21 protein-coding genes are annotated in these 18057 nt (G+C 71.3%); 6 read left to right on the top strand and 15 right to left on the bottom strand.

Features of this window, described 5'->3' with window-relative positions; translation table 11 throughout:
- Both ACFUJR_RS19995 and ACFUJR_RS20000 read right to left on the bottom strand, forming a co-directional pair.
- On the bottom strand, nt 1–874 hold an 874-nt coding region (locus ACFUJR_RS19995; RefSeq protein ID WP_383450597.1), incomplete at its 3' end, for a serine/threonine-protein kinase.
- Between the two features lie 103 nt (nt 875–977).
- Nucleotides 978–1922 (bottom strand): VOC family protein, encoded by a 945-nt coding sequence (locus tag ACFUJR_RS20000; RefSeq protein WP_383165912.1) that lies wholly within the window; start codon nt 1920–1922, stop codon nt 978–980.
- Between the two features lie 248 nt (nt 1923–2170).
- Between ACFUJR_RS20000 and ACFUJR_RS20005 the strand changes: the two genes are divergently transcribed.
- Complete coding sequence (locus tag ACFUJR_RS20005) at nt 2171–2818, top strand: TetR family transcriptional regulator (RefSeq protein ID WP_383165915.1); 648 nt, start codon at nt 2171–2173, stop codon at nt 2816–2818.
- Nucleotides 2819–3081: 263 nt separating this feature from the next.
- Here the strand turns inward: ACFUJR_RS20005 and ACFUJR_RS20010 are convergent, their stop codons facing one another.
- From ACFUJR_RS20010 to ACFUJR_RS20020, 3 genes are all read right to left on the bottom strand, one after another.
- Nucleotides 3082–3552 (bottom strand): nitroreductase family deazaflavin-dependent oxidoreductase, encoded by a 471-nt coding sequence (locus ACFUJR_RS20010; protein WP_383165918.1) that lies wholly within the window; start codon nt 3550–3552, stop codon nt 3082–3084.
- Nucleotides 3552–4718 carry an acyl-CoA dehydrogenase family protein gene (locus ACFUJR_RS20015; RefSeq protein ID WP_383165921.1) on the bottom strand — a complete coding sequence of 389 codons (1167 nt, stop codon included), beginning with the start codon at nt 4716–4718 and terminating at the stop codon, nt 3552–3554. Before ACFUJR_RS20015 ends, ACFUJR_RS20010 begins: the two co-directional genes overlap by 1 nt.
- A 103-nt stretch (nt 4719–4821) precedes the next feature.
- On the bottom strand, nt 4822–5193 hold the full coding sequence (locus tag ACFUJR_RS20020) for an iron chaperone (protein ID WP_383165924.1): 372 nt from the start codon (nt 5191–5193) through the stop codon (nt 4822–4824).
- Nucleotides 5194–5226: 33 nt separating this feature from the next.
- Here ACFUJR_RS20020 and ACFUJR_RS20025 point away from each other — a divergent pair, with 33 nt between their 5' ends.
- The 3 genes from ACFUJR_RS20025 (at nt 5227) to ACFUJR_RS20035 (ending at nt 7508) form a co-directional block, all read left to right on the top strand.
- Nucleotides 5227–6402 (top strand): acetyl-CoA acetyltransferase, encoded by a 1176-nt coding sequence (locus ACFUJR_RS20025; RefSeq protein WP_383165927.1) that lies wholly within the window; start codon nt 5227–5229, stop codon nt 6400–6402.
- Between the two features lie 160 nt (nt 6403–6562).
- Nucleotides 6563–7216: a pyridoxal 5'-phosphate synthase gene (locus ACFUJR_RS20030; RefSeq protein WP_383165930.1), complete on the top strand. Its 654-nt coding sequence runs from the start codon at nt 6563–6565 to the stop codon at nt 7214–7216.
- A 43-nt stretch (nt 7217–7259) separates the two neighbouring features.
- On the top strand, nt 7260–7508 hold the full coding sequence (locus tag ACFUJR_RS20035) for an SCO4226 family nickel-binding protein (protein ID WP_383165934.1): 249 nt from the start codon (nt 7260–7262) through the stop codon (nt 7506–7508).
- On the opposite strand, the gene ACFUJR_RS20040 is transcribed toward ACFUJR_RS20035, so the two are convergent.
- A complete protein-coding gene (locus ACFUJR_RS20040) occupies nt 7498–9369 on the bottom strand; it encodes an AMP-dependent synthetase/ligase (protein ID WP_383165936.1) in 1872 nt (623 codons plus the stop codon). The genes ACFUJR_RS20035 and ACFUJR_RS20040 overlap by 11 nt on opposite strands.
- Nucleotides 9370–9463: 94 nt before the next feature.
- Here ACFUJR_RS20040 and ACFUJR_RS20045 point away from each other — a divergent pair, with 94 nt between their 5' ends.
- A complete protein-coding gene (locus tag ACFUJR_RS20045) occupies nt 9464–10318 on the top strand; it encodes a MaoC family dehydratase (protein ID WP_383165939.1) in 855 nt (284 codons plus the stop codon).
- Here the strand turns inward: ACFUJR_RS20045 and ACFUJR_RS20050 are convergent.
- From ACFUJR_RS20050 to ACFUJR_RS20075, 6 genes are all read right to left on the bottom strand, one after another.
- Nucleotides 10278–10937 (bottom strand): TetR/AcrR family transcriptional regulator, encoded by a 660-nt coding sequence (locus tag ACFUJR_RS20050; protein ID WP_383165941.1) that lies wholly within the window; start codon nt 10935–10937, stop codon nt 10278–10280. The genes ACFUJR_RS20045 and ACFUJR_RS20050 overlap by 41 nt on opposite strands.
- A gap of 56 nt (nt 10938–10993) precedes the next feature.
- Nucleotides 10994–11467 carry a hypothetical protein gene (locus ACFUJR_RS20055; RefSeq protein WP_383165944.1) on the bottom strand — a complete coding sequence of 158 codons (474 nt, stop codon included), beginning with the start codon at nt 11465–11467 and terminating at the stop codon, nt 10994–10996.
- Nucleotides 11468–11470: 3 nt separating this feature from the next.
- Nucleotides 11471–12787, bottom strand: a complete 1317-nt coding sequence (locus tag ACFUJR_RS20060) for an AAA family ATPase (protein WP_383165946.1) — start codon at nt 12785–12787, stop codon at nt 11471–11473.
- Nucleotides 12788–12816: 29 nt separating this feature from the next.
- Entirely contained in the window at nt 12817–13764 is a 948-nt protein-coding gene (locus tag ACFUJR_RS20065) for a hypothetical protein (protein ID WP_383165949.1), read from the bottom strand.
- Nucleotides 13765–14043: 279 nt separating this feature from the next.
- The gene (locus ACFUJR_RS20070) at nt 14044–14253 is read right to left on the bottom strand and encodes a DUF397 domain-containing protein (protein WP_383165952.1); all 210 of its coding nucleotides are present in this window, start codon (nt 14251–14253) and stop codon (nt 14044–14046) included.
- A complete protein-coding gene (locus ACFUJR_RS20075) occupies nt 14229–15077 on the bottom strand; it encodes a Scr1 family TA system antitoxin-like transcriptional regulator (protein ID WP_383165955.1) in 849 nt (282 codons plus the stop codon). Before ACFUJR_RS20075 ends, ACFUJR_RS20070 begins: the two co-directional genes overlap by 25 nt.
- 111 nt (nt 15078–15188) lie before the next feature.
- Between ACFUJR_RS20075 and ACFUJR_RS20080 the strand changes: the two genes are divergently transcribed.
- Nucleotides 15189–15419, top strand: coding sequence for a hypothetical protein (locus ACFUJR_RS20080; protein WP_383165958.1), 231 nt, complete (start codon nt 15189–15191; stop codon nt 15417–15419).
- Nucleotides 15420–15479: 60 nt separating this feature from the next.
- Here ACFUJR_RS20080 and ACFUJR_RS20085 read toward each other — a convergent pair whose 3' ends face one another.
- The 3 genes from ACFUJR_RS20085 to ACFUJR_RS20095 form a co-directional block, all read right to left on the bottom strand.
- Nucleotides 15480–16796 carry a dicarboxylate/amino acid:cation symporter gene (locus ACFUJR_RS20085; protein ID WP_383165961.1) on the bottom strand — a complete coding sequence of 439 codons (1317 nt, stop codon included), beginning with the start codon at nt 16794–16796 and terminating at the stop codon, nt 15480–15482.
- Between the two features lie 390 nt (nt 16797–17186).
- Entirely contained in the window at nt 17187–17477 is a 291-nt protein-coding gene (locus tag ACFUJR_RS20090) for a DUF4229 domain-containing protein (protein ID WP_383165964.1), read from the bottom strand.
- Between the two features lie 52 nt (nt 17478–17529).
- Nucleotides 17530–18054, bottom strand: a complete 525-nt coding sequence (locus tag ACFUJR_RS20095) for a GNAT family N-acetyltransferase (RefSeq protein ID WP_383165966.1) — start codon at nt 18052–18054, stop codon at nt 17530–17532.
- Nucleotides 18055–18057 lie beyond the last annotated feature (3 nt).

The following is an 18057-nucleotide window of genomic DNA, read 5'->3' on the forward strand; positions in this document are numbered from 1 at the left end:
CGATCATGGCGGTCGCGGACTGCGGCAGCCACGCCGACGCCGTACCGCTGTCGTCACTGCCGGGGCCGAAGAGATGGGGCGCGAGCTGGGCCTGCAGATCGGCCGGGGAGGGACGGCGCGTGACGTCCGTCTGCATACAGGAGTCGATCAGCGGACGCAGCTCGTCGGGCAGCCCCTCCAGGTCCGGGCCCTCCCTGAGCAGCATGAACACCGTCTCGACGGGGTTGGCGCCGTGGAACGGGGCGTGGCCGGTGGCCGCGAAGACCAGCATCGAGCCCAGCGAGAAGACGTCGCTCGCGCCGGTGACGCTGCGCGAGTCGCGGGCCTGCTCGGGCGACATGTACGCGGGCGTGCCGACGGCGACGTTGGTCATGGTCAGCCGGGTGTTGGAGACCCCGGAGGCGATACCGAAGTCGATCACCCGGGGTCCGTCCTCGACGACGAGGACGTTCGACGGCTTCAGGTCGCGGTGGACCAGGCCCGCGCCGTGGATGGACTGCAGCGCCTCGGCGACACCGGCAGCCAGCCAGCGCACGGCCTGGGCGGGCAGCGGCCCGCACTCGTTCACTATCTCCTCGAGGGAGGGAGCGGGGACGTACGCGGTGGCGAGCCACGGCACGGCGGCCCGCGGGTCGGCGTCGACGACGGCGGCCGTGTAGAAACCGGAGACGGCCCGCGCGGCCTCGACCTCACGGGTGAAACGGACACGGAACAGCTGGTCCTCGGCGAGCTCGGTCCGCACGGTCTTGATCGCCACGCGCCGTCCCGACGCCGAGCGCGCGAGATAGACGAGTCCCATGCCGCCGGCACCGAGCCGTCCCAGCACCTCGAAGGGCCCGATCCGTCTCGGGTCGTGCTGCGTCAGCTGCTCCACTTGCCTGCCACCTCCCCGTACGGGCCATGAGAATACGGCCCCGTGGCCCTGATTCTTCCTGTCCGGGACGACGGTTGCGAACCCGGGGGCGGATCGGGGTGTCTCAGTGCATATCGTCGGACGTGGAGGTAGCCCTTTCGGCCGATTCGGCGGATTCGTCGTCCCCCGAACGAGTCCGCGACCCGGTCGCGGGCCCGGCCGACGCTTCGGCCGAGGTATCGGCTGACGTACGGGACACGGTCACGGCGGCCGGAGGTTCGGCCGCCGGGGCGTCCGACGGCTCCGCGAGGACCGCGAAACGGGCGCCCTGGTTGTCGTGGAGGACGGCGATACGGCCGTGCGGGGTGTCGAAGGGCGGGTTGGTGATCCGGCCGCCGAGGTCGACGGCGGTCGCGCAGGCCGCGTCGCAGTCCGTGACGGCGAAGTAGACGAGGACGTGCCCGGGCATCTCGGCCGGGAAGGCATCGGTGAGCACGGCCCGGCCGCCGAAGGCGGTGTCGTCGCCGGGGCGGGAGCCGGGCGGGGACCAGACGCGGTAGTCGAAGCCGCCCTCCCTGCCCTCCTCGTCCGCGTCCACCTGGCGGCCGAGGTAGCCGAAGACGGAGGCGTAGAAGGTGTCGACCGCGTCCCGCTCCCTCGTGTAGACCTCCATCCAGCAGAAGGAGCCGGGGAGCATCGTCTTCTCGAAGCCCTCGTCGTCACCGGCCTGCCGGAGCCCGAAGACGGCGCCGCCGGGGTCGGCGGCGAGCGCCAGCACCCCGAAGGGGCCCACCGGGTACGGCTCCATGATCATCTGCCCGCCGGCCGCCTTGATCCGGGCCGCGAGCGTGCCCGCGTTCTCGGTGGCGAGGAAGACGGTCCAGGTGGTGGGCATCCTGCCGTCCCGCTTCGGTACGAGTCCGGCGACGCGCCTGCCGTCGCTGAGGGCCTCGTCGCGGTCGGGGTCGAAGGTCCAGCCGAAGAGCTCGCCGTAGAACCGCTTGCCCGCCTCGAGATCGGGGAGCTGCGCCTCCACCCAGCACGGGGTGCCCTCTGTGAATACGGCCATGGCTCCACGCTAGGCCGGGGACACCTGTCCCGCACGCCCCATAATCGAACATACCGCCATATAGGGAGGCAGCGAACCCGGTGCCCCTGAGTTGTCCACCGAAGTTGTCCACAGGCTGTTAATAAGCCTTTTCGAATGGAGCTGATCCTTCCGCCGTCCCCGACCCCGCCGGGGAGGGGTGGGCGGGGGTGCACCCCATTTGCAGTCGGCCGAATCGCGCGCCGATCACCCCTCGGTAAGCTGACGGCATGACAGGACAAGTACGCACCGTCGACGGCCGCGTGGCCGGACGACGCGGCCAGGCGACGCGGCAGAAGCTGCTCGACTGCCTCAGCGAGATGCTCAGCTCCTCGCCGTACCGGGACGTCAAGGTCATCGACGTGGCCCGGAAGGCGGGCACTTCACCCGCGACGTTCTACCAGTACTTCCCCGACGTCGAGGGCGCTGTCCTCGAGATCGCGGAGGAAATGGCCAAGGAGGGCGCCGCGTTGACCGAACTGGTCTCCGGCCGCTCCTGGGTCGGCAAGGCCGGCTGGCAGACCTCCGAGGAACTGGTCGAGGGCTTCCTGGACTTCTGGCGCAAGCACGACGCGATCCTCCGGGTCGTGGACCTCGGCGCCGCGGAGGGCGACAAGCGGTTCTACAAGATCCGCATGAAGATCCTGAACTCCGTCACCAACTCCCTTACGGACAGCGTGAAGGAGCTCCAGTCGAAGGGCAAGGTCGACAAGGACGTCAGCCCCGCGGCGATGGCGGGCTCCCTGGTGGCGATGCTGGCCTCGGTGGCCGGTCACCAGAAGGGCTTCCAGACCTGGGGTGTGAAGCAGGCCGAACTGAAGCCGAATCTGGCGCTGTTGGTGCACCTGGGCATCACCGGCAGGAAGCCGACGAAGTAGCCTCGGGCCCGCCGGTCCGCACGCACCGGCACGCACCCGCGCGCACCGCACGCATCCGCACGCACCCGCGCGCACGTCGCCCCCGCCTCGCGCACCTCGCGCACCTCGGGCACCAACCCGCGCACACCCCTGCGGGCACGCCTTCGGATCGCAGCCTGATCCCCGCCCGCCCGTTCCTCGTCCGTCCTGTCGCGCCGGCGGCGGTCCCCTTCGCGAGACCGCCGTCGGCGTTCTTCTGCCGGGATCGCCCCCGCCCCGGGACCTCAGCGCCTCGTCAGGCGGAAGAGCCTGATCTCGCGCTCCACCCGCTGCTGGTACGTCGCGTACGGCGGCCAGAAGGCGAGCGCCGCGCGCCACGCCGCCGCCCGCTCCTCCCCCGCCAGCAGCTCCGCCCGTACCGGGATCGCCTCGCCGCGCCAACTCACCTCCGCGTCCGGGTGCTTCAGCAGGTTCGCCGTCCAGGCCGGATGCCCTTCGCGCCCGAAGTTCGACCCGATCAGGAGCCAGGTGCCGGCGGGTTCCGGCATGCACGCGAGCGGCGTCACACGGGGCTGCCCCGACTTGGCGCCCTTCGCCGTCAGGACGACCCCGGGCAGCATCTGGGCGCTCAGCAGCACCTTCCCTCGCGTCAGTCGGTGCACGGCCCGGTCCATCGCCGGGATGAAGTGCGGGGCGACCTTCGCGAACGTCCTCGTGGACGACACCTTCTGCATCAGGCGCAACCCCACGGGCATCAGGCCGCCGCCTCTCCGAACAGGCCCGTCTCCTGGGCCGCCCGCTCGCGCAGCCGGCGCGCGGGCCCGAAGAGCAGCTCGTCGGCGGTCGCCCGTTTGATGTACAGATGCGCCTCGTGCTCCCAGGTGAAGCCGATGCCGCCGTGGAGCTGGATCGTCTCGCCCGCGACCGTCCGCAGCGCCTCCAGGGCGGCCGCGAGGGCCAGCGCGCCCGTCGCCGGTTCGCGGGCCGCACCGTACGTCAGCGAGCGTGCCGCCTCCACCTGGACGTACAGGTCGGCGATCCGGTGCTTGATCGCCTGGAAGGAGCCGACGGGCCGCCCGAACTGCTCGCGGGAGCCGACGTACTCGACCGTACGGTCCAGGGCGGCCTGGGCCGCGCCGATCGCCTCGGCCGCGAGGGCCGCGGCGGCCGTCCGTCCGGTCGCCGCGAGCGTCCCGAGCACGTCGACCGGCTCCTCGCCGAGCAACTCGGCTTCGACATCGCGGAGTTGGATCGCCGCCTGGGAGCGGGTCGCGTCCAGGGTCGACTGTCGGGTGCGGACGAGTCCGGCCGCCTCCCCGCGGACGAGGAAGAGCAGGGTCCGGCTCCGGGCGAAGCCGCCGGCGTGGGCGGCGACCACGAGCAGCCCGGCGCTGTGGCCGTCGAGGACCTGTGTCACCTCCCCGTACAGCTGCCACCCCTCGTCCGTGGCCCGCGCCTGGACGCCGCCGGCCCGGCCGCCGCCCGCGACCCAGGAGCGGTTGTCGCCCGTCAGGCCGAGGGCGAGCGACAGCGAGGCGCCGGGGACGGCGAGCGCGCAGGTCAGGGAGCCGTCGGCGATGCGCGGCAGCAGATCGGCGCGCTGCCGCTCGGCGCCGAGGGCGCGGAGCGCCGGGGCGACGAGGAGGGCGGTGGCGAGGAGGGGGGAGGGGGCGAGTGCCCGGCCGGTCTCCTCGCAGGCGAGGGCGAGTTCGGCGGACCCGCAGCCGACGCCCCCGTACTCCTCGGGCAGGGCGAGACCGGGCAGACCGAGGGCGCCGGACATCCGGTTCCACAGGTCGGTGTCGTACCCCTCGGGGGTCGCGACGGCGGCGCGGACCTCGGCGGGTCCGGAGCGTTTGGCGAGCAGTTCGCGCAAGGTGCGGCGGATCTCGTCCTGCTCCGCGGTGAAGGCGGCGTCCATGGAGCTCCCCTCCGTATCTGACGGCCCGTCATGCTAGGGCGGGCGGAGGAAGAAACCCAGAGCCTGGCGGGGCGGATCTCGGCGGGACCCCGCCCCGCCCGCTTCAGCAGATGCCGCCCGGCGCCTTCGCCGTCGCACGCAGCAGATCCCGTACGAGGGTGAAGTCGACGCGCTCGGGGCGCCGGAAGCGCAGGCACCCCTTGCCCATGTCCTGGCCGGCGAGCCGCCCCTCGAAGCCCTCCCGCACGTCAGGGCGCATCAGATAGAAGGAGATGTACTGCTTCTGCGAGGCGAAGGCGATCTCCGGCTCGCCGCCCGGCCGCCGGTAGGCCGGCATCCCGTAGGCCATGACCTCCTCGAAGCCGTGCAGCTCGGTGCGGCAGAGCTCGCGCAGCCGCACGAGGACCGTCAACCGGTCCGGCTCGACGATCTCGGCGAGGTACGCGTCGACGTCTTCGGCCGTGCTTCTCGCCATCCGGTTCTCCATATCTGATGTACCGTCAGATTCATGCCCACCACTTCACGGAACCGCGACCGCGCCGGGCGCCGCGTCGCCGTCGTCGGCATATCCCTCTCCGACTGCGGCCGGGTCGACGAGGCCACTCCCTACACTCTGCACGCCCAGGCCGCGCGCCGCGCCCTCGCGGACAGCGGACTCGACCGCTCGGTGATCGACGGTCTCGCCTCGGCGGGGCTCGGCACCCTCGCGCCCGTCGACGTCGCCGAGTACCTGGGCCTGCGCCCCCGCTGGGTGGACTCGACCGCCGTCGGCGGCGCCACCTGGGAGGTCATGGCCGCGCACGCGGCCGACGCCATCGCCGCGGGCCACGCCGACGCGGTCCTGCTCGTCTACGGTTCGACCGCCCGCGCCGACATCAGGGCCCGGCGGCGCACGTCGAACCTCTCCTTCGGGGCGCGCGGACCGCTGCAGTTCGAGGCCCCCTACGGTCACACCCTGATCGCCAAGTACGCGATGGCGGCCCGTCGCCATATGCACCAGTACGGGACGACCCTGGAGCAGCTCGCCGAGGTCGCCGTCCAGGCGCGGGCGAACGCCGCGCTCAACCCGGAGGCGATGTTCCGCGAGCCCGTCACGGTCGACGAGGTGCTCGGCGGCCCGATGATCGCCGACCCCTTCACCAAGCTCCACTGCTGCATCCGCAGTGACGGCGGCTGCGCGGTACTGCTCGCCGCCGAGGAGTACGTACCGGACACGGCGAAGGCGCCGGTGTGGATCCTCGGCGCGGGCGAGCACGTCTCGCACACCACGATGTCGGAGTGGGAGGACTTCACGGTCTCCCCGGCAGCGGTGAGCGGGCGGCTCGCGTTCGAGCGGGCCGGGGTGCGGCCGGAGGACATCGATCTCGCGGAGATCTACGACGCCTTCACGTACATGACGCTGGTGACGCTGGAGGACCTGGGCTTCTGCGCGAAGGGCGAGGGCGGCCCCTTCGTCCAGGAGAAGGACCGGCTGCCGGTGAACACGGACGGCGGCGGACTCTCGGCCTGCCATCCGGGGATGCGGGGCCTGTTCCTGCTGGTGGAGGCGGTACGGCAGCTGCGCGGGGAGGCGCCGGGACTCCAGGTGCGCCGGCCGGACGGCAGCCTGCCGGAGCTGGCGGTGGCGTCGGGGACGGGGGGCTGGTTCTGCTCGTCGGGGACGGTGGTGCTGGGCCGGACCTGAAGCCCGCCGCCGGCCAGGGCACCGGCCGGACGCCCCCCGTTCCGGCGATCCTGGGCCGGAGCGACGCGGCGGCAGCGCTCCGGCCCAGGGAGTGTCGTCAGACAGCGTCGTCCGCCCGCCGGGCAGACGGGACTTCGACGACACGGCCTAGGGTTCCCGCATGACCGACTTCGACCACGCCCTCCGTTCACTGCGGGTCTGGGACACCGAACTGCCCGGCTTCGACCCGCGGACCGCGCCCGCCGAGCCCCTCTCCCTCTTCCACGACTGGTTCGTGTCCGCGGCCGACGCCGGGCAGGTCGAGCCGCACACCATGTCCCTGGCCACCGTGGACGAGGACGGCCGGCCCGACGTCCGTACGGTGATGCTGCACGGCGCCGACGAACGCGGCTGGCACTTCGCCTCGCACGCCACGAGCGCGAAGGGCCGCCAGCTCGCCGCCCGCCCCGAGGCGGCGCTCGGCTTCTACTGGCCCCGCCAGGGCCGCCAGGTCCGGGTCCGCGGCCAGGTCTCGACGTCCCCGCGCGACGAGGCCTACGCCGATCTGCACGCCCGCACCACCGGGGCGCTGGCCTCGGCCCTGGTGGGCCGGCAGAGCGAGGTGCTGGGGTCGCTGGCGGAACTGCGCCGGGTGAGTGAGGCGGCCTGGGAACGGGCGGAGGCGGAGCCGGGCGCCCACGCCGAGAGCTGGACGCTGTACGTCCTGGAAGCCGACGAGGTCGAGTTCTTCCAGGGCGACGAGCGGCGGCGGCACGTCCGGCTGCGCTACCGCCGGGAGCCCGGCGGCTGGGTCACCGAACTCCTCTGGCCGTGACCGCCGACCCGGGCGCACCATGAGAGGAGGAGGTGCGAGAACCATGGGTACGTACATGGATGTCCACCGGAACATGGTGGGGATCACCGCCGACGAACTGAAGGAAGCACACGCCGCCGACCTCGCGATCGAGAAGGACGAGGGCGTCCACTTCGAGAAGGCCTGGGCCGACCCGGAGTCCGGCACGGTCTACTGCCTGTCCCACGGGCCCTCGGCCGACGCCGTCCAGCGCGTTCACGCCCGCACGGGCCACGCCGCGGACGAGATCCACGAAGTGAGCCTCATGGTGTGACGGCCGCGCCCTCGCCCCCGTACATCTCCTCGATCTCGCGGGCGAAGTCGCGCAGCACCGCGCCCCGCCTCAGCTTGAGCGAGGGCGTCAGATGGCCGCTGGTCTCGGACCACTCGGTGGTCAGGACGCGGAACGCCCGGATCGCCTCGGCCCGGGACACCAGCCGGTTGGCGTCGTCCACGGCGCGCTGGAGCACGGCGAGGAGTTCCTCCTCGCGGGCGAACTCCCAGAGCGCGATGTGGTCCTTCTTCCGCATCCGCCGCCAGTGCACGAGACCGTCGTGGTCCAGGGTGAGCAGCGCGGTGACGTACGGGCGGTCGTCGCCGAGCACCATGCACTGGCCGACCAGCGGGTGGGCGCGGATCCAGTCCTCCAGCGGGGCCGGGGCGACGTTCTTGCCGGCCGAGGTGATGAGGATGTCCTTCTTCCGGCCGGTGATCCGCAGATAGCCGTCCTCGTCCAGCGCCCCCAGGTCACCGGTCGGGAACCAGCCCTCGTCGGTGTAGGGCAGCGCGAGCCCGCGCTGGGAGTCCCAGTAGCCGGCGAAGACGTGACCGCCCTTGAGCCAGATCTCACCGTCGTCGGCGATCCGTACCGCCGTTCCGGGCAGCGGCCTGCCGACGGTGCCGGTGCGCGGGCGGCGCGGCGGTGTGACCGTCGCGGCGGCGCAGGTCTCCGTCAGGCCGTACCCCTCGTAGACCTCGATGCCCGCGCCCGAGTAGAACTCCGAGAGCCTGGTCCCCAGCGGCGATCCGCCGCAGATCACGTGCCGCAGCCGGCCACCGAGCGCGTCCCGGATCCGCCGGTAGACCAGCGGGTCGTACAGCGCCCGCGCCGCGCGCAGTGCCAGCGAGGGTTCGTCCTCGTGCCCGTACCGCCGGGCGACCCGCGCCGCGCGGTCGAAGGAGCCGGCCCGGCCGCTCCGCTCCGCCGTCGCCCGGGCGGAGTCGTACACCTTCTCCAGGACGTACGGGATGGCGAGGAGGAACGTGGGCCGGAAGCCGGCCAGGTCGGCGAGCAGGTCGCCGTTCTCGATGGACGGGGTGTGCCCGAGCCGCACCCGGGCCCGTACGCAGCCGATCGCGACCATCCGGCCGAAGACGTGCGCGAGGGGCAGGAAGAGCAGCGTCGACGGGGCCTCCTTGCTCATCTCGCGGAAGACGGGGTGGAGGAACGCGATGGCGTTGTCGACCTCGGCGAAGAAGTTGGCGTGGGTCAGGGCGCAGCCCTTGGGGCGGCCGGTGGTGCCCGAGGTGTAGATGAGGGTGGCGAGGGTCTCGGGGGTGAGCAGTCCGCGGCGGGCGGTCACGGTCTCGTCCGGGACGTGCGCCCCGGCCTTGCGCAGCTGGTCGAGGGCGCCCGAGTCGAGGACCCAGAGGTGGGCGAGGCCGGGCAGTCCGCGGCGCTCGGTGGAGACCAGCCGGCCCTGGGTCGTGTCCTCGACGACACAGGCGGCCGCGCCGGAGTCCTGGAGGATCCAGCGGGTCTGGAAGGCCGATGAGGTGGGGTAGACGGGGACGGTGATCAGCCCGGCGGCCCAGGCGGCGAAGTCGAGCAGGGTCCACGCGTAGGTGGTACGGGCCATCAGGGCGAGCCGGTCCCCGGGACGCAGGCCGGCGGCGATCAACCCCTTGGCCACGGAGTGGACTTCGGCGGCGAAGGCGGAGGCGGTGACGTCCTCCCAGGTGCCGCCGGCGCGCTTGCGGGAGAAGGCGACGGCGCCCGGCTCGGCGCGCGCGTTGTCGTAGGGGATGTCGGCGAGCGAGCCGCGTCGGACCGGGGGCGCGAGCGGGGGCACGGAGGCCTCGCGGACCCTCCCGGCCACGACGGTGACGTACGGCTGCGGCTCGTTGTCGGGCACGTGCGCTCCTCGGCCGTCGGGATGGACACCGGCTACTGACGTACGAGTAACCTTACTTCTCAGTAAATCTAAGACCGGGCAGGGAGTTGGGACAATGACCACGCGCGGCACACTGTCGGACCTCCTCGCCCTGACCGGTGCCGTGACCCGCGCCCCGTTCACCCGACCCCGCCCGGACACCCCGCCGCCCCGGACCAGGATCACCCGCGGCCCGCTGCGCGCCGACGAGGACCGCCTCGCCGCGTACGCCCGCCTCTGCGGCTTCCGGTACGCCGCGGGCGGCCCGCTCCCCCTGACCTACCCCCACGTCCTCGGCTTTCCGTCGGCGATGCGACTGATGAGCCGCCGGGACTTCCCACTCCCCCTGCTCGGACTCGTCCACACCTGGATCACGATCACCCGGCACACCCCGTCGACGACCGCCAACCACCTCGAACTCACCGTGTACGCAAGGGATTCCAGGCCGCACCGCCGGGGCACGGAGGTCACGATGGTGACGGAGGCACGGCGCGCGGGCCGGCTGGTCTGGGAGTCGGCCAGCGGCTACCTGGCCCGCCACGCGAGCACCGTCGACACCCCGCCGCGCGAACACCCGCTCCTGCACACGACCACGGAGTGGCACCTCCCACCCGACCTGGGCCGCCGCTACGCCGCCGTGTCGGGCGACCGGAACCCTATCCACCTCCACGCGCTCACCGCCCGGGCCTTCGGCTTCCCGGGAACGGTCGCGCACGGCATGTGGACCTTCGCGCGCTGCCTGGCCGAACGGGACGGTTCAGGCGAGTTCCCCCATGCGAGGGCGGAGTTCAGGGCGCCGGTCCTGCTGCCGCGGACGGTCCGCTACGGCGCCGACGCCACGGGCCGCTTCCAACTGCGCGGCCCGGACGGCCGGCTGCACCTCACGGGGTTCACCGGGGAGGGCGAGGGGACCAGCGCTCGCTCTTCATGAGGTTGCCGAGCCCGGCCCAGGAGAAGTTCATCAGCGTCGCCGCCGACTCCCAGGCCGTCATCCCCGGCGTCTCGTTGGCCCAGGAGGCCAGCGACTCCGCCGCGCCGACCAGCGCCTGGGCGAGCCCCACGACATCCCGCTCGGCCAGCTCCGGATCCCGGTCGGTCGCCCGGTGCGTCTCCCGCGCGGCGGCCCCGATCAGCGTCCCCACGTACGCCACGATCTCGTCCCGCATCCGCCCCGCCTCGCTGGCGAACGGCTCCCCGTGCGTCCGCGCCTGACGGCTCAGGACCGCCCACCCGTCGGGGTGCTCGGCGGTGTGCGTGAAGAAGGCCAGCAGCCCGGCCCACAACTGCTCCTCGGCCGGCAGCCGGGAGTCGATCCCGGCAGCGACAGCATCGAGCAGCGCCTGCGCCTCCCGCCGGATGCAGGCGGTGAAGAGCTCTTCCTTGGAGTTCAGATACAGATAGACCAGCGGCTTCGAGACTCCGGCGAGCTCGGCGATCTCGTCCATGGACGCGGCCTGGTACCCCCGCTGCCCGAAGGTCTGCACGGCGGCGTCCATCATCTGCCGCTCCCGCACTTCCCGCGGCATCCGCTTGACCTTCGTGGCGCCCACCAAGCCCACCCTTCCCCGACCCACCCGTCTGCTCCGGGAGAGAGCCTACGGCGTCTTCAGCCGTGGGCGGCCAGACCGTGGTCAAGGGTCCAGACCGTTGCCTCCACTCCCGCGGTGCGGGCCAGATAGCGGTCACGCTCGATGAGGATGTTCAGGTCTCCGCAGCCGACCCGGGCCACAGCGTGCTCCACGAGGGTCGCCCCCGTACTGCCGCCCGCGATCAGGGTGCTGAGGTGATCGGCGTTCCACTCGACTTCGTTGAGCGCCCAGGGAGCCTTGCCTTCCACAACCATGCGGAGCACTCCGGCGAACTTCTCCGCGTAGGTTCTTCGATGGCGGCCATCGGCCAGCTGTGCAATGTGGTTGCCGGTCTCGATGACTGCGGTCACAGGCAGCAGCAGGTCACAGTCCTCGGCCTCTCGCTTGCTCATCAGGTCGGCGGTCACCTTCTCGTGGTCCTGGCACTTGCCCGGGACCCCCAGCAGGTTGCACAGGATCGAGGTGTCGACGAACTCGACTCTACGTGCCACGCCTCACCCGATCCCGAGGAGCCGGTCAAACTCCGTGTAGTCGCGTGCCTGGCGCCCCTGCACGTCGAGTCGCCCCTGGGTCACCACGTCACCCAGAGATCCCGCCGCCATCGCCGCCGGGTAGCCCTCCAGCTCGGTGAGCCTGGTGAGTCGACTCGTGCCCGTCTCCCGGTCACGCGAGCACACGACGACACCCTCGTGATCGGTGCTGCCGAGCGCGGAGAGCAGGGCGGGACTGTGTGTGGTGATGAGCACCTGGGTCCCGTTCTCGGCACTGGCTTCCCTGACGAGCTGAAGAACCTGCGACGCCTGTGACGGGTGAAGCCCGTTCTCCAACTCCTCGACGACAAGCATCAGAGACGAAGGGCCCTCTGAGCCGGGGATGGGCGTCGTGCCGAGATCGAGGCCGTTGCCGCCGGTGAGCAACGCGGTCGTGATGGCGAGGAAGCGGAGCATCCCGTCGCTCATCTCTCGAGCGGGCGTGCGCCCGAGGAATCCCTCGTCCAGAGCGAGCATCACGTCGCCGAGCTCGGACCTCGTCACGGTCAGCGTCTTGATGGCGTGCTCGGCAAGGCCGCGCAGCCTGTCGACGAGGAGTCCGAAGAGATCCGGTCGGGTCCGCTGGATGTGGCCGATGGCCGCGGACAGGTTCTCACCGGTCCGCCGCAGGTTGATGTCTCGCGCCTGAACGTACTGCCGCATCAGGTGGGGCACGGGGTCGAGGTGGAAGACACCGACGAGTGCGGACAGCATGGTTTCGGCGCACCACAGGGTGTCCGTCTCGCCCTGCGTCTCTCCGCCGACCCGTACGGGAAGCTGAGAGGTCAGCAGTCGGGAGCTACGAAATGGCCCGCTGGGATTCTTACCGCGCTTGCCGTTGTGCCAGGCGGCGTGGATGTCGCCCGAGTGCGGGCTCGGTTCGCCGCTGACGAGGATGTCGCGATGCCCCTTGAGCGTCGGACCCGAGAGTCGTTCCTCGACGATCTGTACCTCCGGCTCGACCTGGACGGTCACGTCGAGCCGGATGGGGCCGTGCCCCGTCCGCACCGTGCAGCCGAGGGAGAACCGGTCCTGCCCGTGCGGCACGCACCCCGCGAGTCCGCCCCGTACTGGACCCGACGCGCTGTGACGGCTCTCCAGGGCGTCCGCGATGTCCTCGCCGCGCGCCAGCCGGGACAGCACTTCGAGGCCGTCGAGTGCGTTTGACTTGCCGCTGCTGTTGCGCCCGATGAGCACGGTGAGCGGTGCGAGCCGGAAGGCCTCATCGCGGAAGCTCTTGAACGCGGTAAGGCGGACCTCTTCGATGGCCAGGGCAGTCACACCGGCCAAGTTACCCCAGGGCATCTCGCTCAAGCGGCGGCTCGGCAGTCCACGCAGCATTCCTGCGGATCGTGACTCCTGAAAGCGCGTTCGCAGCCGTCGCAGGTGATCAGCGGTGCGGGACGGGCCGGAGGCGGCTCCTCAGCAGGGAGGGGAGGCGGGAGATGAGTGGTGAGGCGGTACTCCAGGAAACGGGCCGGGTGGTGGATGGGGACCTGCTCGGGCGGGAGGTTCACGGTGAGCGCGCGGCTGATCTGGTCGGGGGTGGCGGCGCGGGCGAGCCAGGTGTCGACCGCCGGTGCCAGGCGGTGGACGTCTCGCACGGAGAGCATGAGGCGCGGGTCGGCGAGCCGGAGACGGACGAGGACCCCGACGGCGGGGCCACCGGGGACGGGGGCGGGCGCCGGGGGCGCGGCATCGGCGGGGGTGCGGCGCGGGCGGGGTCGGCCGACGGTGCGCGCGGCCCGGCGCGGGCCCGGACCTGGGTGGGGATCGGAGTCCGGGTCGGGGTCGGGGTCCTGACCCGGGTCGGGATCCGGGCGGTCAGGACCTGGGCGGTCAGGATCCGGGGTGGGATCGAGGTCATCCGGGTCCGGGTCGTGGTCTCGCGATCCCGGCGCCACGAGGGCACATCCGGGCTTGTCGTACGAGAGCGTGCGGGTGGCGAACTTGCCACCGCCGACGGGGAGTCGGGGACGCGCCAGATATCCGGCGCCTTCCAGCTCGTTGAGCGCCCGGCGGACGGTCTTCTCGCCCTCCCGGAAGCGGAGCGCGAGCGCCTTGGCGGTCACCGAGACCCCGTCGGGCAGCGACTGGATGTACACGGCGAGCCCGATCGCGACGGCGGAGAGCTCCTCGTGCTGGGTGAGGTGGTTGCCGACGACCGTGAAGCGTTCGGTGTGACGGTGCCGGACGTGGATCACACCGGAGCGGGGCGCGCCGTCGGGAATCACGTGGGACACGGGATGCGCGGACATGGCCGCGTTAGACTGCGGATCAGCCATTGGGAAGGTCTCGACTTCCTGATCGGTAGGCCCTCGGTCAGGATTGCCGTCCTGCCGGGGGCCGAGTTGCATATGCCGTTGTTGCGGCAGACCGTACCGCACCCGTCCGCGTTTCCGACACCGCGTCACCCGTTCGTGTGACGTGGGCAGTTGGGGGGTCGGGGGGCTGGTCGGGAGGGTTCTCTCCCGTTCCTTTTCCTGGTGAACCGCGCCCGACCGGAGCGCGTGCCGACGCGCCCCGGTGGAGGTGCGTCAGGCCCGACTCCCCTTGATGTGCTCCACGAACACGGTCCACGCGGGGGTGGGGAGGAACAGGACGGGGCCGACGGTGTTCTTGCTGTCCCGCACGGGGACGGTACGGGGAAGACCGACGGCGACCTCGACGCAGTCGCCGCCCTGCCCGTTGCTGTAACTGGACTTGCGCCACCGGGCGCCGCTCAGATCACGCCGTGCGGTTGCCATGCTCGGTACTCCTCCATGACGGAACGGACGACGGCCAGCGAAGGGTCGGGAGCCAGCGCCTTCGCCTGCAGCAGATCGTAGGCGAGCGCGTATTCGGCGACCTGCTCCGGAGCCTCCACGAGTTCCCCGGAGTGCGAACTCTCCGTGTACGCCACGTCCTGCCCTCGCTCGAAGCCGAGCAGCGTCAGTGAACCGCCCATGACGGGGTGCTCCCCCGCGCCGAACGGCAACACCTGGAGAACCGCGTGAGGGGTCGAGGCGTGGCCGAGGAGGGATGCGAGCTGGTCGGCCATGACGGTCGAGCCGCCCACCGGGCGGCGCAGCACCGCCTCGTCCACGATGCACCAGAACAGCGGCGGCCTGGCCCCCCGCAGGATCGTCTGCCGCTCCAACCGGGCGGACACCAGCTCCTCGATCCGCTCGTCGGTGTCCCGCGGGCGACTGGTCCGGAGCAGAGCCCGCGCGTACGCCTCGGTCTGCCACAGGCCCGGTACGGCCTGCGCCATGTACTTGAACATCTTCACGGCCTTGGGCTCCAGGGCCATGTACCTCCGCGCCCAGTCCGGATAGGGCGTCCGGCGTAAGTGGCCCCACAGGTCGACCAGGTCCCCCTCCGCGCCGAGGATCTCGTCAAGACCGCGACTCACGTCCTCCGGAGGCACTTCCTTGCCCAGCTCGAACTGGGCGATGCGGCTGTGCGCGATGGGAACCCGGTCGCCCAGCTGACGTTGGGTGAGCCCGGCCCGGAGCCGCAGTTTGCGCAGCTTCGTGCCGTACAGGGCGGCCAGGGACGCCGATGGGTCGAGTTCCTTCGGTGCGGGCACAGGACCCCCGTTTTCGTTCCGCCACTGCGAAAACCGTTACCCCTGGTGATCGTAGCGACACACGTCCATGCTCGTCCCTGGAAGCGGAAGACGACGAGGAGGTGCGCGGCCATGGCGACGACGGGGCGCGATACGGCGGTCGACGAGATCAGGGACGCCCGGGCGGCGCGGGACGAGTTGCGGGCCGCGCTGGCGGAGGTGGACGTCAGGCTGCCGTCGCTCGGGATCGACCTGGTGTCCCTGGCCAGCCCGCATCTGACGCTGCTCGTGGACCTCGGGCGCTGCCGCCCGGACGTGGCACGCAGGCTGGCGGAGGCACTGCGAGCGGGGCGGAACGCGTGATGCCCACACACCGCGAACGGGGGCATGGGCATCAAGGCAGGCTGTGCGCCTGAGCGGGCGTTACGCGGCGAGGGCCGGCTCGCGCTCGTCGACCGGGGAGGACGACGCGGAGTTGTAGGCGTCGACGTCCAGGATCTTCTCGCGGGCCGAGACGACGACCGGCACGAGCGCCTGGCCCGCGACGTTCGTGGCCGTGCGCATCATGTCCAGGATCGGGTCGATCGCCATCAGCAGGCCCACGCCCTCCAGCGGGAGGCCCAGCGTGGAGAGGGTCAGGGTCAGCATGACCGTCGCGCCGGTGAGGCCCGCGGTGGCGGCGGAGCCGACGACCGAGACGAAGGCGATGAGCAGGTAGTCCTGGATGCCCAGCTGCACGTCGAAGATCTGCGCGATGAAGATCGCGGCGAGCGCCGGGTAGATCGCGGCGCAGCCGTCCATCTTGGTCGTGGCGCCGAACGGGACGGCGAAGGAGGCGTACTCCTTCGGGACGCCGAGGCGCTCGGTGACCTTCTGGGTGACCGGCATGGTGCCGACCGAGGAGCGGGAGACGAAGGCCAGCTGGATGGCCGGCCAGGCGCCCTTGAAGAACTGGACGGGGTTGACCTTGGCGACCGTCGCGAGCAGCAGCGGGTAGACGCCGAACATCACCAGGGCGCAGCCGACGTAGACGTCGGCGGTGAAGGTCGCGTACTTGCCGATCAGCTCCCAGCCGTAGTCGGCGATGGCGAAGCCGATGAGGCCGACGGTGCCGATGGGGGCGAGGCGGATGACCCACCACAGGGCCTTCTGGAGCAGCTCCAGGACCGACTCCGAGAGGGTGAGGATCGGCTTGGCGCGGTCACCGAGCTTCAGCGCGGCGACGCCGGCGACGGCGGCCATGAAGACGATCTGAAGGACGTTCAGCTCGGTGAACGGCGTGATGACGTCGGACGGGATGATCCCGGTCAGGAAGTCGATCCAGGTGCCCTCGCGCTTCGGCAGCTCGCCGTCCTGCGGGGTCAGGCCGGTGCCGGCGCCCGGGTTGGTGAGCAGGCCGATCGCGAGGCCGATGCCGACCGCGATCAGCGAGGTGATCATGAACCAGACCAGGGTCTGGGCGGCCAGCCGGGCCGCGTTGTTGACCTTGCGCAGGTTGGTGATCGACACCAGGATCGCGAAGAAGACGAGCGGGGCGACGGCCAGCTTCAGGAGCTGGACGAAGATGTCGCCGACCTGGCCGAGGCCCTCCTTCAGCCAGCTGACGTCCTGGCTGCGGGCGAGCCAGCCGAGCAGGACGCCGAGCACGAGACCGGCGACGATCTGGGCCCAGAAGGGGATCTTGGGTATTCGGGAGGAAGCCGGGGACTTCGGCTCGGGCGTGGACGCGGACGCGGACACAGACACACTCCAGCGGTGCGTATCGGGGAAATACGGGGACGGGGGTGCGGTACACACGCGTTCAGGCGGTACCGCCGCATGATGCCGGGATCAGAGGGCGCGGCAACAGACCGCGGAAGTACTGGGGGTGCCCCCTGCACGAGCGCAGCGGAGTGCTTGGGGGAGGCACAGATCGACATGCAGGCGCGCCACGAGCGGGGTGCTCGCGGCATCGAGGAGGCGCAGTGCTGTCGTCATGGCAGGTACGTTAACACTTGAACTTTGAGAACCTCAAAGCTCTTCTTTGAGGTGCCAGGAGCCCTCTCCGCCTCCGAAACGCAGAACACCCCGGTCAGGAGCCTTCGAAGCTCCGACCGGGGTGTTTGTGCTGTGATGTAACTTACCTGGGGGTTACGCGTCCTCGCGTGAGCGGTTCTCCGCCAGGCGGTCCTTCGCCCGGTCCACCTTGGCCACGATCTGCGCGGACATCGCGTCCCGCTGCCCGCGCAGCAGCACGAAGCTGAGCGGCGCGGAGATCACGATGGCGAGGAGGAGCACCCAGAGCAGGTTGGAGTCGCCGAGGCCGCGCGGCAGTACGCCGATGTAGACGAGCCCCCAGAGGGCGAAGAAGCAGCCGACGAAGACGCCGAGTCGCATGAGGGTGTAGCGGAGGGTCGCAGCGCCCGTCCCGTTCGCGGCCACGACGGCCCCTTTCTCTCGATTGCCCGTCCAGTGAAGCACGGCACGAATTGGATCAATTCAGCGGGAGCAGCATGACGATGTCGTCCCGGTCGTCGCCCTCGGCCACCCGGATCGCGCCGGGCACCCGCCCGACCTCCTTGTAGCCGCAGGAGCCGTAGAAGCGGTCGACGCCGGTGCCACCGCGGCAGGTGAGCCGTATCGCCTCTATCCCGTCGAAGCCGCGGACCGCGTCCTCGACGGCGGCCATCAGGTCACGGCCGTACCCCTTGCCCTGGTGGGAGGGGTGGACCATGACCGTGTAGAGCCAGACCCAGTGCTTCATCAGCCGGTGCGTGTTGTACGCGACGAAGGTGGTGGCGGCGACGGTGCCGTCCTCCTCGTACCCGACGACGAGCCGCATCCGGCCCTCGGTCATCGCGACGAGGTGCTTGACCAGCTCGGGCCGGATCGTGTCCACGTCGACCGGCGGGACGAAGCCGACGGCACCGCCCGCGTTGGAGACGTCCGCCCAGAGGCGCAGGATGCCGTCGCGCAGCGCGGGGGTGACCGCGGGGTCCAGCTCGAAACGGAGGGCCACGGC

It is taken from the genome of Streptomyces sp. NPDC057271, from assembly GCF_042668715.1.
Classification (GTDB): domain Bacteria; phylum Actinomycetota; class Actinomycetes; order Streptomycetales; family Streptomycetaceae; genus Streptomyces.

Excerpts from the sequence above, each read along its gene's own strand:
- ACFUJR_RS20070 (WP_383165952.1), bottom strand. The coding sequence starts at position 14,253 with ATGGCAACCGCACGGCGTGATCTGAGCGGCGCCCGGTGGCGCAAGTCC.
- ACFUJR_RS20065 (WP_383165949.1), bottom strand. The coding sequence starts at position 13,764 with ATGTCCGCGCATCCCGTGTCCCACGTGATTCCCGACGGCGCGCCCCGC.
- ACFUJR_RS20025 (WP_383165927.1), top strand. The coding sequence starts at position 5,227 with ATGCCCACCACTTCACGGAACCGCGACCGCGCCGGGCGCCGCGTCGCC.
- ACFUJR_RS20080 (WP_383165958.1), top strand. The coding sequence starts at position 15,189 with ATGGCGACGACGGGGCGCGATACGGCGGTCGACGAGATCAGGGACGCC.
- ACFUJR_RS20030 (WP_383165930.1), top strand. The coding sequence starts at position 6,563 with ATGACCGACTTCGACCACGCCCTCCGTTCACTGCGGGTCTGGGACACC.
- ACFUJR_RS20045 (WP_383165939.1), top strand. The coding sequence starts at position 9,464 with ATGACCACGCGCGGCACACTGTCGGACCTCCTCGCCCTGACCGGTGCC.
- ACFUJR_RS20010 (WP_383165918.1), bottom strand. The coding sequence starts at position 3,552 with ATGCCCGTGGGGTTGCGCCTGATGCAGAAGGTGTCGTCCACGAGGACG.
- ACFUJR_RS20015 (WP_383165921.1), bottom strand. The coding sequence starts at position 4,718 with ATGGACGCCGCCTTCACCGCGGAGCAGGACGAGATCCGCCGCACCTTG.
- ACFUJR_RS20005 (WP_383165915.1), top strand. The coding sequence starts at position 2,171 with ATGACAGGACAAGTACGCACCGTCGACGGCCGCGTGGCCGGACGACGC.
- ACFUJR_RS20000 (WP_383165912.1), bottom strand. The coding sequence starts at position 1,922 with ATGGCCGTATTCACAGAGGGCACCCCGTGCTGGGTGGAGGCGCAGCTC.
- ACFUJR_RS20020 (WP_383165924.1), bottom strand. The coding sequence starts at position 5,193 with ATGGCGAGAAGCACGGCCGAAGACGTCGACGCGTACCTCGCCGAGATC.
- ACFUJR_RS20035 (WP_383165934.1), top strand. The coding sequence starts at position 7,260 with ATGGGTACGTACATGGATGTCCACCGGAACATGGTGGGGATCACCGCC.